This window comes from Rossellomorea sp. y25 (genome assembly GCF_038049935.1).
Classification (GTDB): domain Bacteria; phylum Bacillota; class Bacilli; order Bacillales; family Bacillaceae_B; genus Rossellomorea.
The window spans coordinates 2610362-2626530 of record NZ_CP145886.1 but is presented as its reverse complement, the minus strand read 5'-3'; the positions used below and the strand labels follow the sequence as shown (position 1 = coordinate 2626530).

Sequence of the window (16169 nt, the reverse complement as noted above, 5' to 3'; positions counted from 1 at the left end):
ATGATTCAAAGAAAGCTGAATACAGTGTTTATTCCCGTGTTTAATCTAAAGGAGTCTGTGGATTGGTACGGAAAAGTGCTAGGTTTTGAAATCGATCCCGTGCAGTATAAGGAGATTGGGGAGCTTCCCGTATATACTTTTCAGATGGGGGAAACATCCCTAACTTTAGAAGAGGAAAAAGGATTCACTCCACCTGTTTCTAATGTTCCCATCTGCAATTTCCATACGACTCAAATTGAAAAAGTAAGAGAAGACTTTCACGAAAAGAAAGTCACATTTGAATCAGGGATCATCACGTTTCCAGACTTTTCATATTTTAACTTTAGGGATATCAACGGGAATTTATTAATGATTTGCACGGGTTAAAGAGGATTGAATATATGTAAACGGTATAGGAAAAAACCTCCTATAGGAATTGATTTTCTTCAGGAGGTTCTTGTTTATGCAAATCTACTTCACACCCTTCACACATACCGTTAAAGCGGGTTTAACATTTTTATAAGAAAGAGTGATATCTTTAAAGCCAGCTTCATGCAAAGCTTCAGAAATACTTTCACCATAGTGTTTCGCCCGGCTATCCCTTTCTTCATCCCCGCGTGGTTGAACGGTGATGAGAAGGGTGCCGCCCTTTTTAAGCATATTATATAAATGTGAAAGGGATTTTTCCTGGTCCTTCCATAGTGGATAGTTATTGACGGAAAAAATCCGATCGTACTCAACATTGTTCAATTCAAATTGACTGATATCATGAAGAAATAACCGAACTCTTCCATTCTCAATGGCTTTTTCATTCTTATTCTGTGCAGCATTCTTCATTGTGTCAGAAATATCAACCCCATCCACAAGCGATTTAGGGAAATGACTTGAAATGCGATGAATACAATATCCGGGCCCATAGCCTACTTCCAAAATATGATCGCCATCTTTAATCGACAATTGCTTAATGGACCAATTATTTATTTTTCTATTATCGAATTCCATTACTTTTCCGGCAAACCAGCCGAGTAATCCATTAGGACGCTTGAATTGCTTTTGTAATGAAAACAACAGGGCATCACCTCTTTTGATGAAATCTGGCCTAATAAAATAGTATCGTCTATTCACCTTTCCACTAATACACACAAATAAAACCTTTAAAGAAATGTTGCAATTTTTTAAAAAAGTGGCATAATATAAACAAATCTAACTTGCGTTGATGAGAAGAGTCCATAGATGAGTCCTTTATCAGAGAGCTTCGGTAGCTGAAAAGAAGCAGGGTAACTCGTTATGGAAAATGGTCTCGGAGCATTCTACTCGAACCGTTTTGGTGTAGGGTAGGACGGGAGTGGGCATCCGTTATCCATGTCACGGTATAAGAGCTTTTTTATGCTCCGTACTTGCTGAGATAGACTTGTGTGAGCAAGCTATAAACTAAGGTGGTACCACGAGTTCAGCCCCTCGTCCTTAGATGTCGATCGATATCTAAGGACGAGGGGTTTTTTATATTGTTCAGGAGGAGGAAAAGGTCATGACTATATTTATTGGTGGCGCTTGGCCATACGCGAATGGGTCGTTACATTTAGGTCACATCGCAGCCCTATTGCCAGGGGACATAATTGCACGGTATTACCGACTAAAAGGAGAGGATGTTCTCTACGTGTCAGGAAGTGACTGTAATGGGACCCCCATTGGTATTAGGGCCAGACAGGAAGGAACAAGTATTGAAGAGGTCGCGAATCGATATCACAACGAATTCCTGGAGTGTTTCCACGCCTTAGGTTTTAGCTATGATGAGTATACAAGAACTGATCACTCACATCATCATGAAGAAGTTCGAAGCATCTTTACCACCCTTTATCAACGGGGCTGGCTTTATGAAAAAGAAGTGGAGCAAACGTATTGTGAGCATGATCATCAATTTCTGCCTGATCGGTTTGTGGAAGGAGTCTGTCCCGTTTGTGGTTCGAGGGCAAGAGGTGATCAGTGTGATCAATGCTCGACGGTTTTAGACCCTACTGATTTAATGGATAAAACCTGCAAGCTCTGTGGTCATGAACCGGTGCTGAAAACGACAAAGCATTTATATTTCTCCCTTTCTAAATTGCAGGAGCCTCTTCAACAATTACTGATGGATAACGGCACAGGGTGGAGAGATAATGCCCTTCAGCTCACAGAACGCTATTTAAAGGAAGGCTTGCATGACCGGCCGGTGACAAGGGATTTAGAGAATGGTGTGCAAGTCCCGATTCAAGGTTTTCAAGATAAGAAAATATATGTTTGGATAGAAGCAGTGAGTGGCTACTTGAGTGCTTCAAAAAAGTGGGCGAGGGAGCATCAGCGTGAGTGGAGGGACTTTTGGCAGGAGGAAACCACGTCCTATTATGTTCATGGAAAAGATAATATCCCTTTTCATAGTATTATCTGGCCGGCCATTCTTATAGGAATTGGCGAAAGGAATCTACCTGACTATATTGTTTCAAATGAATACTTGACGCTTGAGAAAAAGAAAATTTCAACGAGTGGGAATTGGGCTGTTTGGGTGAAGGATCTCCTAAACGAGTATCATCCAGATTCCATTCGGTATTTTCTCACCATTAATGCACCGGAAAAGAGAGATGCAGATTTCTCCTGGAGAGAATTCATTTATAGTCATAACAGTGAACTGCTGGGAGCTCTGGGGAATCTGGTTCAACGCACGTTAAAATTTTATGGGAAAGAATTTGGTCATAACGTTTCGCTTTCTAGTGTACCTAATGTTGTTAAGGATAAAATAGAAGAAACATTTTATTCTGTTGGCCAATCGATTGAGGACGGTAACACTCGACAGGGAATTGAAATAGCATTCGAATTCATTCGATGGTCGAATAAGCGTTTTGATGAATTGAAACCGTGGAATGTATTAAAAGAGGATAGGGAAAAAGGAAGAAAGATATTAGAGGAATTCCTGTACCTATTATGTAATTTAAGGAATCTCATTCAACCGTTCCTCCCCTTCACTTCTTCAAAATTAACTGGTCAACTGGGGTTGAGCGGGCAATCCGTATGGGCGCCGGTAGGTTTGCCGATAGAAATCGCCATTGAAGCGACAACACCATTGTTTAACCGAATTGACCTTGATCAAATTGAGATAGAACGGAAACAATTGAAAGAAAAAGCACAGTGAAGCCAAAAGGAGTATGAGATGAAGATTATAGTTGTGTCCGATACCCACATGCCTAAAAAAAGGAGAGGGCTTCCGGAAATTCTGAAGGAAGATCTCAGGAAAAATGATTTAATCATCCATGCCGGAGACTTTCAAACATTCGATGTTTATAAAGAGTTTATGGAGTACGGAGAACTGATTGCCGTTGTCGGAAATGTCGACAATGCAGATCTTCAGGCTCTTCTTCCCCAAAAAAGAATCATCCAGAAACAAGGACTGAAAATCGGCGTGGTGCACGGAGACGGGAAGGGGAAAACTACGGAGAAAAGAGCTCTTGAAGCGTTCGAATCTGATGAGGTAGACTTGATCGTCTTTGGTCATTCACATATCCCATACTCCCGCTATATGAAAGGGAGACTGTTGTTTAATCCTGGTTCTCCCACGGATAAACGAAAACTTCCTTACTTCTCCCATGGTGTTTTGACCATTGAAGATACGTGGAAAATAGAACATAAATTTTACCGCTAAAAAAGCACAGGGGTCTGAACCTCTGTGCTTTACTCGTTAATATGGCTTATATCTTATAAAGAAAACTGGTAGTAATCCTGATTATAGAAGGTTTGAAAACCACTTGATTCATAAAGCTTAAGTGCATTCCTGTTTGTAGCAGCTACATCCAGGTAAATATCGCTGGTCCACTGGGATTCCTGCATCACGACTTGAGACAGGGCATTTCTACCGATGCCTTTTCCCTGATGGGAGGGATGGATAGCAAATCCATAAATAAAGCTTCGATTGTCCACTCGTTGGATTCTAATCTTCCCTACGGTTGCTCCATTATAGACAATCATTAAATTGCCTTCCCCTGATTCTTCAAGCAATCTCTTGGTATAGGATTCAGCATCAGACCTTACAACATGAAAGCATTTTTCATCAAGGTCAATGATTGTTTCTAAATCCTTTTCAGAAGCATTCCGTAATTGAAGATCAGTGTTGTTTAAGGACAAGGTTTTATTATTCCACTTCATTTCATATTCTGTAAAATCATAAGAGGCTTTTATTTTTTCAATAAATTCCTTCCCAGATGCCGAAGAACCGGGAGAATTCAGTAAGAGTTTTTGAACAGACCGTGACCTTAGTGATTGGATGGCTTCCTGGAATAGTTCTCTAAATAGTTGTTGTTTACGGTAATCCGGGTGAATCATCCCACATAATTCATATGTTTCTCCAAAGCCGTACAACCCTAAAAACCCAATCAGTTGCTCCTCTTTGTAAAGAAGAAAATCATCCAGGCTGTTTGTTCGGTTTTTAAGCATATCCCAGTTCAGTTTTAATTTTATCTCTTCGTGCTTTTCGCAGACGATCTGCAGGCTTTTAATGTCTTGAAGCTGTTTTGAAGTAAGCATGTTTCATCCCCAATTATTCATAATGTAAAGAATTCACTTACTAAATTTTATGAAAATTCCTTCATTTAGACAAGAGGGTTTTTAAAAAAGAGCCATGTATTTTAAAATATGGCCCCTTCTTATTCTTTTTCTTGTATTCGCTGAATCACTTCATGCAACTCATCCGGCTTTAAAAATTCAAGAGGTGAGAAGCCTTTTTCAAACATGACGGACTCGCTTTCGATCATCAGTACATATCGACCGTTCACTTTCGCCAGATGAATGCTATCACCAAAGTCGGAAAGAAGAGCTTTAACAGAGACATGATCAAGTTTCACCTTCAGTTCGACTTCTGGTGACTGCTCGACGATTTGGGAGGTGGCTTCTACCACTTGTTCAGTTGTGAACCTTTCCTGAAGCTCACGCTTTGGACTGATTGCCCATTCTTCCACCGCTTCTTCAAATTCAACCCGTTCGTCGCTTTCTTCAGCATACGTTTCGGAAATATGTTCCTTCACCATCCCGTACACTTGGGATTTCACGATTTCCGGCATTGACTTTTCATATTCCACCCATTTTAAGAAATCTTCAAAGTATCTGGCGTGTGATGCTTGATGGATTTTGATTTCGGCAGAGTCCATCATGCCTTCCTCAGGCATATAGGGGTATTGGATGGATTTCATGTTTTTCGTCGTAATCGCCATTTCGACATTGTGAATCAGAGTCGCTTCATCGGTTATGGTGGCAACCTTTGGTTCAAAATCACATTTCATGATGAACACAAAAGGATCGTCGAAGAATTTCGTCAGCTTGGCTGTGGCAACGAGGAAAGCACCACCGCGGATAGCACTTGCTTCTATGTACATTTGAACGATTTGATCACAGGCTTCTCGAAAGTCCTCTTTGTTTTCTGCAAACCGGGTGCGGTGAAATAAATTATAATTTGGATTGGAAGTCAGTTCATGACCCGGTTCCACTACAAAGCGTCCAATTTTGGTTGGAGCAGATTCAGACTTTGAATGTCGATCTACCTTCCGTTTTACAATCTTGGTTAGTTCCCCATCTAAAAAATTTTTTAACGGGCTCTCCTCATATTCGGCTCCGGTTAATGTTTGAAAATGCTTATGTCGTTTATCGGCTTCTTCCCCTTTGCCCTCTACCTGTATTAAGTAAAAGGAAAGGTTTTGAATAGTAAAATCCATGTTTTGTTCTCCTGACCTAAATAGATTCGTTTTACATGTAATCATCTATACATTCATTGTTACAGTATAGAAAAGCTGAAAAGGTTCGTCAATTGGCTTATGAAAGTTCTTTCTAGTGAGATACTACTTGTTAAGTATTAAGTATAGGTGGTGTGAAATGTTGGGGGATCAATCATTTTTTTCATTAGTGAAGAAAGGAAACAAGTCATCGTTTTTCGCTATGGTGGGGAACGGAATTCTGGCGATTGCAAAGGGGATAGCCTACTTCATCAGTGGAAGTGGAGCAATGTTTGCCTCGGCGATGCATTCCTTAGCTGATGCAGTGAACCAAGGCTTTGTATTTATAGGAAGTGTTCTTTCAGAAAAACAACCAACGGAGAAATTCCCGACAGGATTTGGAAGAGTCATCAATCTTTTCTGCATGGTTGCGGTTATCGTTGTTTCCATCATGGCCTATGAAACCATAAGAGAAGGGATTCATTTACTAAAACATCCCGCTCTGGTAAAGGGCATTTGGCTGAATGTGTCGGTATTACTATTGAATATCCTTATCGATGGTGCCATTCTCTATAAAGTAATGAGGGAAATCGGACAGGAAGCAAGAGCTGAAAGCACGGGGTTGGGAATTTTCTCAGGAGCGTTTAAAAACGTAAAGCGTGCTTCACCACCGACAAGGCTCGTTTTTTATGAGGATTTGGTCGCTGTTTCAGGGGCTATCTTAGCTCTGATTGCCGTATTGGTGTCCTATTTCTCTGCCTATCAGCTACTGGATGGGATCGTCACCATTGTGATTGGTTTCCTCATGGTTGGAGTCGCCTTCAGAGTCGGTTATGACAACATGGTCGGTCTGATAGGAGTGGCTGCTCCAAAGGAAGTCGAGGACCGAATCGCAAGTGCGATCTTTGAGCACGAAGCAGTAATCGATATCTACAAACTAAGGATCACTCAGGAAGGTCGATACTATCATGTTGAATCGTATCTTGAACTGAAAAGAGGATTACCCCTTTCGGAAGCAGATGATATTAAATTCTCTGTTCAAGAAAAATTGATGAGTGATCCGGATATTGCGGACGTAACGTTGGGGATCATCGAAGACGATGGAATTCAGGGATGGAAAGGAAATAATTCGGAGAAACAATAAGAAACAAAGCATCCTGCCGATAAGTTCAGCAGGATGTTTATTTTTTTGGATTTGAGGCAATGAATTAAGATCGGGACAGATGATCTCCAATTGGAAAAACAGCTTCTAAGAGTTAGTGTTATGGATAGATAGCCAAGTGGGGAAACGTATAGTTTGGTCTTGCTACTTGTTCATACTATAATAAAGAAAATCATAGAATAGATTATCTAAACAAGGGGGGATAGTATGGATGTGAATGAGATACTGCAGCTATTCAAAGAAAGAACACCGAAAGTACTTGGAAGTGAAACATTTTCTGAATATGCTATTCTACTTCCTTTGATTGAGGTTAACGGCCAAACGCATGTTTTATTTGAAGTTCGTTCCTTAAATATGAGAAGACAACCAGGGGAAATTTGTTTTCCCGGGGGGCGGATCGATCGAAGTGATTCAGATGAGAAATCGGCAGCTATTCGTGAGACATCAGAAGAACTGGGGATTCATACGGATACCATTACGGATGTGTATCCACTCGATTATATCGTGTCTCCTTTTGGGACGATCATTTATCCATTTGTAGGTAAGATAAATGTATCCTTGAAAGAATTAAAACCGAATCAAGCTGAGGTGGAAGAAATCTTTACTACACCATTAACCTATCTTCAGGAAAAGGAACCGGACTTGTATAATATCAAGTTCAAGATGGAGCCGGAAGAGAGCTTTCCTTTCAAACGAATCCCGGGTGGAGAAAATTACAACTGGCAAGCAAGAAATATGAAAGAACATTTTTACTACTATGAAGACAAGGTCATATGGGGGCTGACAGCCAGAGTTCTTCATCATTTTGTGAAACTTCTTTCGTGAATAGTCTGATCAATAAGCTGTAATCTAAAACTATCTAAAAGTAGAAGTAGAAAAAAAATCAACCACTACTCGCTTTTTCAAAAGCAACAAAGTTTACGAGAACAGCATTTTTCTAAAAAGAAATTCTACAATTACCCATACGGATTGACATTCGTTTTCAATTAATACTTTTTTCGATAGGGCAACATGTCGGAGAAAGTATTTTTTTTTGTTTATATGTAGCAAATTGAAGTGTTTGTAATGGTTTAAATGGAGGTAAAGACAAGTAAGCAAAAGATGATGAAAAGAAGGAGAGGGGAAATAACTATGATTATTCGTGCTAAGTGCTGGAGAATGTTAAGTGTACAGGAAAAATTGTTTATCCTTAAAGCTGTCTGTAATAAGCATCTCAAAAAGTAATGAATAGGAATTCTTTTTATGCTATTTATTGAAAATTCAAATTCCCTTATGCTCGTGAAGTCATCAAGCCGATATATATAACTGAATTCTATCCCGTTCATCTAAGATTCCTTTGCTCCTCTATTAGTAATGATTGATCTATCAATATCTTAACAATTGTCCGGTTGTATTATTGGATGTATTCGATTGGTGGTAAGATCAAACAGAAATAATGAAGATACAACAAAGCTATATGAATAATCAGTACACTCTGTGTAGTATAAATAAGAGTGGACTTGGCGACTTTGATCCAGCCACCAAGTGATTTTTCGTTTTATTATTAAAAAATGGATAGCTATGTCCTTTCACTACCGGCCTTCAAGTTTCTTGGAGAATATATATCTAACCTCAATACGTCCCCTGAGACTTCTATTTCAATTATACATTTTACATAAAGTCCCCTATTATTATATTCCATTTCTCTTTCCTGAAAAATTAGGACGAAAAGTGCCGGAAACAATTGTTTCTGGCACTTTTCATTTAACATTTGGTAAAATAATTGTGTACATACATATAAGGAGGACACTTTAGTGAAAGGATCAAAAGTAGTAATCATAGCCGGAATGCTTATGGCCGTTCTATTGAGTGCATGTAACCGGAATGCTGCTGAAATGGTCGTGAATGGTGGAGTGACAATAGATGAAAAGGCCAATACGATTACATTAACAGGAGTACTAACAGACAAAGCACTTGAACCGAATACTCCATTTCAAACCCGTTTCTTCCTACAGGGAACCACGATAAAAAACGCCCTGGGAACCGATCTGATTTATACAGATGAGGAGTTAAAGAGCCGTAAACAGGGAGAATCATCAAAAGAGTTTGAGGTTAAGAAAACAGTAGACATAAAAAAACCGGAAGAGATCGATAAGCTGATAAGTGAAATAAAGGATAAAGACAGAGAAGCCGTAACGATTGAGGTAGTTAATGATAACGGTCGAATTGATGAACGCGTTCTTCATAAGGTAAAAAAGGAGTAGGATTGTAATGTCCTGCTCCTTTTTATATATTGATTATCTAGTATTGATCGGTCTTTTTAAAGCATACAAATCATCTTCGAAAAGAAGCATCTTATCCATCAATACATCTTTAGAATCCATTACTCCTTGATTATAGAGGTAGGGTCCAATCTCTTTCATAAAGAAATCAAACCAATTTTCAGCACCTAAATCCCCGATTTCATCCCCGGTCTGCTCATAATAAAACGTCTGAATCCGTTCAATCATTGCGTCTTTCTGTTCTTTTGGTATCTTCGTAAACATGATAAGTTTTCCTCCTATTGTTTCTTTCCATCGTAACATAAGCGGAAAGATGACAGGTATGAATCCCAGCCTGCTTTTACGCGCGACATCGTGGGATCTCTTCATTACATGGTAGGAGGGCCAATAGTGAAAGACTAGTTTAGCAGAAAGAAATCTATTACATCATATAAATTTGTATAATTGTGGCAAACTAACTCCTGACAGGAAAAGTTCCTGTACATTTATATATAAACAAAAGGAGAATGCGAATGTGGCAGGAGTTTCAAAAGTTTGCCGTAAAAGGAAATGTTATAGATCTTGCAGTGGCGGTCATTATAGGTGCTGCTTTTGGTAAAATAGTCAAATCCCTGGTGGATGACATCATCATGCCCCTTCTTGGTATATTACTTGGCGGCATCAGCTTTACGAACTTAAAAGTTACAGTAGGAGATGCAGTCATTACATATGGCGTGTTCCTGCAAAACGTAGTGGATTTCTTCCTCATAGCCCTCGTCATATTCTTTATTATACGGCTATATAAGAAAATGGAACGCAAAGAAGAGGTCAAAGCGGAAGTGAAGGTCGATCAGAAGGAAGAGCTGCTTAAAGAGATACGTGATTTATTGAAGGATCCCCAGCGCAGTCCTAAATAAATGAATAATCGACAAAATAAACAAGGAGATTCCCATTATTTATCCAATATATAGTAATAGAAGAATAAGAGGGGGAGAAACAATGGAAATCAACTCAATGTATTTAATTAAAGAAAAAAATGGAATGAAGAAAGACTTTTCTTTACTCCTTTCAATGATGGATTATGCACGTTTCACTTCTATAAGAGAAGTGGAGGACTTACCGGTGGAAATGCTTGACTACCGATGTCACGATGAAGCAAATTCAATCGGGATGCTTCTTGCCCATTTTGATGCAGTTGAAAAAATATATCAGGTGCTTACTTTCGAAAATTTAAGTGATGATGAAATCGAGGAATACGCAATGACATTGGAACCTGCCTTAAGCTTAGGCAGTAATGCAGCCGAATTGATTAATGGAAATAGAGTCGACTTTTACCTTGAGAACTTGCAGATGACCAGGAACAAAACGGTGGATCAGTTCAAACAACTGGATGAGGATTGGCTATATGAAGAAACGGACTGGTGGTATGGTGAAAAAGGAAATAACTTCTTTAAATGGTTTCATGTATTTGAAGATGAAATCAATCATAGGGGACAAATACGTATGATCAAAAAACTCTATGCAAAAGAACACAATATTTCAAAGGTGGACTAAATCCTTGTTCGCATTTTACAAAAAGACCCATTCAAATTCTTGAGTTTTGCATGAGATTCTGTTATAGTAAAGATAGTTATTTTTGTTCGGTTAATATGCATGATTGAAGAACATTCGTCTTGAATCTTAATCAGAGCAGGAATATAAATATTTTTATGTGCAACTGCACTAGGAGGTACTTGTTTTATGTTACAAGGTAAAGTTAAATGGTTTAACGCTGAAAAAGGTTTCGGTTTCATCGAAGTTGAAGGTCAAGACGATGTTTTCGTTCACTTCTCTGCTATCCAAGGTGAAGGATACAAATCATTAGAAGAAGGTCAAGACGTTACATTTGAAATCGTTGAAGGTGCTCGTGGACCACAAGCAGCTAACGTTCAAAAGTAATTCAATTGAAAAAACTCCAAACAGAGTACGTCAGCTGACGTACTCTGTTTTTTTGCGCCTGCATACATTCAGTGGATACTCGACTCTTATCAGTAGTCCCCTATGCTGGTCTTTCCCAAATAACTCTGGTAATGTACAGTTAAACGATATTTAATATACTGGAGTGCTGAATTGTGTGGAAAAACGCTAAGAAATTTTTTGTTTTTATTGGAGTTTTTATAGGAAGTAACATCATTTTAAGTCTTCTTGCTGGTCTGATACTAACAAATTTGTATCATGGCAATGGATATATTGGGTCTCCCGTTATTGGAACCTTACTAAATGTTGCAGCCGCAATACTTGCGGTTTTTGTTGCGTACAAACCGTTTAAAAAGAAAAATCAGGCTTAACCTGGCAGAAGGCATCCTGTCAATCCCTCCCTTCATATAACGAATATTTTACACCTTACTTCTGTATATGTGCACACTTAATGCCAGCAAGAATAAGCTAATCACACTAACCTTTCCGGAACAATCCGGGGAGGTTTTTCTATGCTCAAGATGAAGTGATTCATAGAATTAAGGCGCGGACCTAATAGAAAGAGACTAGTCAGTCTTGACTAGTCTCTTGGTAAGTATTTAATTGTGTCACTATGATATTATTTATTTTGTTGGTTTTGGTTTTGTTGTTTAGCAGCTTTTCTAGCTCTTTCAGCAGCGTTTTGCTCTTGAGCAAATTCTGCTTCATTTTTTTGTTGTTGTGGTTTTTTATTGTTGTTGTTAGTCATGTTTATCACCTCCGTCTACTATAATGTGCCCCGAAATGAAATAAAGATACATGAAAAATCAATATAAAAGTGGGAATTTTACATATGCAGATTTAGAGTGAGGGACGGACCTTGAAAAGGTCCGTCCCTCACTTTCCAGTTACTTACTAGTTTAGCTCTTGGAAATGGGGGGTAATAATAAGTTTGTGCATTTATTTTCTTTACATACCTATTTCTACATGCTAGAGCTACATCTACGAATTAAGGGGGAAGTCATTTGAAAAATTTCACACCAATGTTTTGGATTGCGATTACAATCGGCATCATTTTTGTGGCTTGGGGGGTTATTTTTCCTCAGGCATTGATTGATATCATGACCAATACTCAAGGAGTTCTTCTAGACAAATTTGGCTGGTTTTATCAATTTTCAGCTTCATTCTTTTTCCTCATCGCGATCTTCTTTGCATTTAGTAAATATGGAAAGATTCGATTAGGGAGGGACACTGACAGGCCAGAATATTCCACATTGACATGGTTTGCTATGCTCTTTAGTGCAGGAATGGGAATCGGATTGCTTTTTTATGGGGTCTCGGAACCAGTTTCTCATTATTCCACGCCACCATATGGGGAAGGTGGGACCATTGAATCCGCTAAAATCGGATTACGCTATACATATCTTCATTGGGGATTCCATGCCTGGGCCATTTATGCGGTCGTAGCATTGGCCCTTGCCTATTATAAATTCAGGAAGGACATGCCAGGACTTATGAGTGCCACGTTATATCCTGTCATTGGAGATAGAGTGAAAGGTCCCATAGGGTATTTTGTTGATATTGTCGCTGTGTTTGCCACGATTTTCGGTGTGGCGATTTCACTTGGGATTGGTGCACAACAAATTAACAGTGGACTCAATTACCTAATGGGAACCCCGATTGACTTTAAAGTCCAGTTGATCATCATGGGAGTAGCAACGGTGCTATTTATTACTTCTGCTGCTTCTGGTTTATCAAAAGGAATTAAATATTTGAGCAATGCCAATATGGTATTGGCGGTCTTGTTATTCATTGTCTTTCTCATCGCAGGTCCTACGCAATTTGTCCTGGAATTGTTTTTGACCACTTTTGGGAGCTACGTTCAAAATCTGCCTAGTATGGGGTTACGCTTTTCACCCTTTAATGTGGAGAATAATCAATGGGTGAAGGATTGGACGATTTTTTATTGGGCATGGTGGATCTCATGGACACCGTTCGTGGGAACTTTCATTGCGAGGGTGTCAAAAGGAAGGACTGTGCGGGAGTTCATAATCGCCGTCATCATTGTGCCTACAATCGTATGTTCTCTATGGTTTGGTGTATTCGGTGGAACAGGTTTATATTACGACTTTGTTCAAGGTGTAGATGTAGCGGGTCAAAGTTTGGAGACGGCACTATTCTATGTGTATGATCAAATGCCTCTAAGTGGTGTGCTATCGATTATTTCCCTAATCTTGATCATTACTTTCTTTGTGACGTCCGCCGACTCCGCAACATTTGTACTGGGGATGCAAACGTCTAATGGAAGTTTGAACCCTCCATTTTTTGTGAAGTTCAGCTGGGGGATCGTACTAGCTGCCATTGCGGCAATCTTGATGGGGACTGGCGGCATCAGCGGATTGCAAGCCGCCACCATCATCACAGCCTTACCATTAGGCATTATCTTATTTGTCATGACATATGGATTAATTCTTTCATTCCAAAAAGAAATGAAAATGAAAAAGAAAAAAACGTCAGGTGCTGGTAAGTGATTTTATTAACAGGATAAGAAGTAAGCGAAGACCCTCTATTTCGTATAGAGGGTCTTTCTATAGGATTTTTTTCTTGATTTAAAAAAATGTACGCTAAGTTCAATGATTTTGATAGGATTAAGTTACTTATCGAAAAATTTTGAATAGAGGGAGAGTGTGAATTCAATGAAACAGATTATCGCAATGGGTGGAGGAGGATTTTCGATGGAGCCTGAGAACCTGCTTTTAGATCAATATATTTTAAATCAGGCTGGGGAATCAAATCCAAAGGTTTGTTTTTTGCCTACGGCCAGTGGAGATGCTGAAGGGTATATAGAGCGATTTTACAATGCTTTTCACTCGCTTCCGTGTGAGCCTTCCCATTTATCACTATTCAAATTGCCAACCAAAGATTTAGAGAGATTCTTTCTTGATAAGGACATTATCTATGTGGGTGGAGGCAATACAAAGAGTATGCTTGCTCTATGGAGAGAGTGGAAGATTGATTCGATCCTCAAGAAAGCTTGGGAATCAGGGACGGTTCTTGCAGGTTTGAGCGCAGGCTCGATTTGTTGGTTTGAAGAAGGAATTACTGATTCCTATGGAGAAGACTTAGAAACGATTAAAGGATTGGGTTTCGTAAAGGGAAGTCATTCCCCGCATTATGATGGTGAAGAAAAACGGCGTCCCCTTTATCATTCGTTTATTGATAAGGGGAAACTACAAGCCGGCTATGGAGTGGATGATGGTGCCGCTTTGCATTTTAAGGATGAAAGTCTTTACAAAGTAGTGAGTTCAAGAGTCCAAGCTTCCGCCTATTGGGTTGAAAAGAGAGAGGGTGATATGTATGAAACGGTTTTATCGACAGAATATCTGAAAAGATTATAAAAAAAACCGGGTTTAAAATGGAGGGGAAAAATGATGATTCACATTCGTTTTATTTCAGCTACTGATACATATAGGATCAGACAACAGATCTTAAGGCCAACTCAATCGATAGAGGAGTGTCAGTATGAAGGGGATTTAGCCCAAAGTTCCTTTCACATAGGTGCTTTCGATGAAGACGTACTGATCAGTATTGCTTCCTATTATCAGGAAGCACTAAAGGATTTGAACGGAAATCTGCCTTACCGTTTAAGAGGAATGGCCACCCTTCCAGATTATAGAGGGAAAGGCGTTGGAAAGGAGCTCATTGCATACAGTGAAGATGTTCTAAAAGGAAAAGGGTGTGAAATGTGGTGGTGCAATGCCAGAATTTCAGCTGGTCCATATTATGAGAAATTGGGCTTAACTCAATTGGGGGAAGTATTTGAAATAGAACCAATCGGGCCTCATGTGATTATGTATAAACAGATGTGATCGTTGGAGTAGGGAAACATGGAAAATGACATAACTGCACTTTCAGATTCTTCCGATTCAACAACCACGTTTAAATCACTTCAAAAATAAACAACCGGGCAAGCCCGGTTGTCTCTTTATTTTCATTCTTGAATCGCAGATCTTCTCAGTTTAATGAACTTCACTAAATTTAATACTATGGTTTTTGTTACAGCGTAAAAAGGAACGGCTAAGATCATTCCAAGAATACCCGCTAAGTTTCCTGCCACCAGCAATAGAATGATAATCGTCGCTGGATGAGTATCCAGACGCTTTCCTAAAATAAGGGGTGAAAGGAGGTTCCCTTCTATTTGCTGAGCGATTGTTACAACCACCACGACCAATATGGCCTTAGTCGGGGAATCGAACAAGGCTACTATAATAGCCGGCGCAGCACCGATAAACGGTCCGATAAAAGGAATGATATTGGTGACTGCACCTATTAATGCCATAACCAAAGCATATGGCAGACCAATGATCAAATACCCGATAAAAGTAAGGGTCCCTACAAATGAAGCAACCGTTAATTGTCCTTGTATGTAGGCAGCAAGTGTATCACTCGTATCCTTTAACGTGTTGATTCCTTCTTCCCGGTAGGCAGGAGGAAGGAATTTTGATATGGCCTTAGGAAATTTATGGCCGTCTTTAAACATAAAGAATAGTAGAAAAGGTACGGTTACAATCAGTATCGTAATACTGGTCAGAACACTTACTAATCCTTTAAGTGCAGTGGTGATATTATCCGGTAATGTATTGGCGAAATCCACTAACTGATTTTCCACATCTTTAAGTGATACGTAATCTTGACTCATCATCCATTTGAATTGTTGAGTTTCAGATAAGTATTCGATAAAATTCCTCGTTTGTCTTGCATACTCAGGAAGTTCATTGAACAGCCCTGTTATTTGCTTTGAGAGAATAGGAGCGATATTTCCTATAATTAACACCATCACACCAACGATAGCAGCGTAAAGCACGATAATGGCGATGGTTCTCGGCAGTCTTGCTTTCTCCAGGAGATTGACTAATGGATTTAATAAAAAATACAGAAATCCTGAAATGATAATGGGGAAAAATAATGTTGAAGCAAATACGACAATCGGTTCAAATAAAAATGAAATCTTAGTTGAAACATAAATAATGGTAAGAATAATAAGAATTTGTAAGCTCCACGAATACATCTTTTTCTTGGTCAAGCTATTCACCTCTACCTATCGACTTGTTTGTGTGAATAAGTATA

At 39.2% G+C, this 16169-nt stretch carries 19 protein-coding genes and 1 other annotated feature; of the genes, 13 read left to right on the top strand and 6 right to left on the bottom strand.

Going from position 1 to position 16169, the window contains the following annotated elements:
- Window positions 1-366, top strand: coding sequence for a VOC family protein (locus AAEM60_RS13170; protein ID WP_299737583.1), 366 nt, complete (start codon window positions 1-3; stop codon window positions 364-366).
- Window positions 367-450: 84 nt separating this feature from the next.
- On the opposite strand, the gene AAEM60_RS13165 is transcribed toward AAEM60_RS13170, so the two are convergent.
- Entirely contained in the window at window positions 451-1047 is a 597-nt protein-coding gene (locus AAEM60_RS13165; protein WP_299737581.1) for a class I SAM-dependent methyltransferase, read from the bottom strand.
- 136 nt (window positions 1048-1183) lie between these two features.
- Window positions 1184-1448, top strand: a binding site (T-box leader).
- Between the two features lie 35 nt (window positions 1449-1483).
- Between AAEM60_RS13165 and metG the strand changes: the two genes are divergently transcribed.
- The gene (gene metG, locus AAEM60_RS13160; RefSeq protein WP_341358001.1) at window positions 1484-3142 is read left to right on the top strand and encodes a methionine--tRNA ligase; all 1659 of its coding nucleotides are present in this window, start codon (window positions 1484-1486) and stop codon (window positions 3140-3142) included.
- An 18-nt stretch (window positions 3143-3160) separates the two neighbouring features.
- Window positions 3161-3649, top strand: a complete 489-nt coding sequence (locus AAEM60_RS13155; protein WP_341356483.1) for a metallophosphoesterase family protein — start codon at window positions 3161-3163, stop codon at window positions 3647-3649.
- A gap of 53 nt (window positions 3650-3702) precedes the next feature.
- Here the strand turns inward: AAEM60_RS13155 and AAEM60_RS13150 are convergent, their stop codons facing one another.
- Window positions 3703-4527 (bottom strand): GNAT family N-acetyltransferase, encoded by an 825-nt coding sequence (locus tag AAEM60_RS13150; protein WP_341356482.1) that lies wholly within the window; start codon window positions 4525-4527, stop codon window positions 3703-3705.
- A gap of 119 nt (window positions 4528-4646) precedes the next feature.
- Complete coding sequence (locus AAEM60_RS13145) at window positions 4647-5708, bottom strand: DUF3900 domain-containing protein (RefSeq protein WP_299737576.1); 1062 nt, start codon at window positions 5706-5708, stop codon at window positions 4647-4649.
- 157 nt (window positions 5709-5865) lie between these two features.
- On the opposite strand from AAEM60_RS13145, the gene AAEM60_RS13140 reads away from it, so the two are divergent.
- The 3 genes from AAEM60_RS13140 (at window position 5866) to AAEM60_RS13130 (ending at window position 9110) form a co-directional block, all read left to right on the top strand.
- Window positions 5866-6849 carry a cation diffusion facilitator family transporter gene (locus AAEM60_RS13140; RefSeq protein ID WP_299737574.1) on the top strand — a complete coding sequence of 328 codons (984 nt, stop codon included), beginning with the start codon at window positions 5866-5868 and terminating at the stop codon, window positions 6847-6849.
- Window positions 6850-7074: 225 nt separating this feature from the next.
- Window positions 7075-7692, top strand: a complete 618-nt coding sequence (locus AAEM60_RS13135) for a CoA pyrophosphatase (RefSeq protein WP_299737572.1) — start codon at window positions 7075-7077, stop codon at window positions 7690-7692.
- A gap of 968 nt (window positions 7693-8660) precedes the next feature.
- On the top strand, window positions 8661-9110 hold the full coding sequence (locus AAEM60_RS13130; protein ID WP_341356481.1) for a hypothetical protein: 450 nt from the start codon (window positions 8661-8663) through the stop codon (window positions 9108-9110).
- 33 nt (window positions 9111-9143) lie between these two features.
- Here the strand turns inward: AAEM60_RS13130 and AAEM60_RS13125 are convergent, their stop codons facing one another.
- On the bottom strand, window positions 9144-9392 hold the full coding sequence (locus AAEM60_RS13125; protein WP_299737568.1) for a DUF2164 domain-containing protein: 249 nt from the start codon (window positions 9390-9392) through the stop codon (window positions 9144-9146).
- Window positions 9393-9640: 248 nt separating this feature from the next.
- On the opposite strand from AAEM60_RS13125, the gene mscL reads away from it, so the two are divergent.
- From mscL to AAEM60_RS13105, 4 genes are all read left to right on the top strand, one after another.
- A complete protein-coding gene (mscL, locus tag AAEM60_RS13120; protein ID WP_341356480.1) occupies window positions 9641-10024 on the top strand; it encodes a large conductance mechanosensitive channel protein MscL in 384 nt (127 codons plus the stop codon).
- 82 nt (window positions 10025-10106) lie between these two features.
- Window positions 10107-10661, top strand: a complete 555-nt coding sequence (locus AAEM60_RS13115; RefSeq protein ID WP_341356479.1) for a DUF664 domain-containing protein — start codon at window positions 10107-10109, stop codon at window positions 10659-10661.
- Between the two features lie 186 nt (window positions 10662-10847).
- Window positions 10848-11045 carry a cold-shock protein CspD gene (gene cspD, locus AAEM60_RS13110; protein ID WP_032088076.1) on the top strand — a complete coding sequence of 66 codons (198 nt, stop codon included), beginning with the start codon at window positions 10848-10850 and terminating at the stop codon, window positions 11043-11045.
- Between the two features lie 173 nt (window positions 11046-11218).
- Window positions 11219-11434 (top strand): hypothetical protein, encoded by a 216-nt coding sequence (locus tag AAEM60_RS13105; RefSeq protein WP_299737551.1) that lies wholly within the window; start codon window positions 11219-11221, stop codon window positions 11432-11434.
- Window positions 11435-11682: 248 nt separating this feature from the next.
- Here the strand turns inward: AAEM60_RS13105 and AAEM60_RS13100 are convergent, their stop codons facing one another.
- A complete protein-coding gene (locus AAEM60_RS13100; protein ID WP_299737548.1) occupies window positions 11683-11811 on the bottom strand; it encodes a hypothetical protein in 129 nt (42 codons plus the stop codon).
- A gap of 256 nt (window positions 11812-12067) precedes the next feature.
- On the opposite strand from AAEM60_RS13100, the gene AAEM60_RS13095 reads away from it, so the two are divergent.
- The 3 genes from AAEM60_RS13095 (at window position 12068) to AAEM60_RS13085 (ending at window position 14911) form a co-directional block, all read left to right on the top strand.
- Window positions 12068-13573: a BCCT family transporter gene (locus tag AAEM60_RS13095; protein WP_341356478.1), complete on the top strand. Its 1506-nt coding sequence runs from the start codon at window positions 12068-12070 to the stop codon at window positions 13571-13573.
- Window positions 13574-13738: 165 nt separating this feature from the next.
- On the top strand, window positions 13739-14440 hold the full coding sequence (locus AAEM60_RS13090) for a peptidase E (RefSeq protein WP_299737544.1): 702 nt from the start codon (window positions 13739-13741) through the stop codon (window positions 14438-14440).
- A gap of 30 nt (window positions 14441-14470) precedes the next feature.
- A complete protein-coding gene (locus AAEM60_RS13085) occupies window positions 14471-14911 on the top strand; it encodes a GNAT family N-acetyltransferase (RefSeq protein WP_299737542.1) in 441 nt (146 codons plus the stop codon).
- A gap of 122 nt (window positions 14912-15033) precedes the next feature.
- Here AAEM60_RS13085 and AAEM60_RS13080 read toward each other — a convergent pair whose 3' ends face one another.
- A complete protein-coding gene (locus AAEM60_RS13080; protein ID WP_299737541.1) occupies window positions 15034-16125 on the bottom strand; it encodes an AI-2E family transporter in 1092 nt (363 codons plus the stop codon).
- Window positions 16126-16169 lie beyond the last annotated feature (44 nt).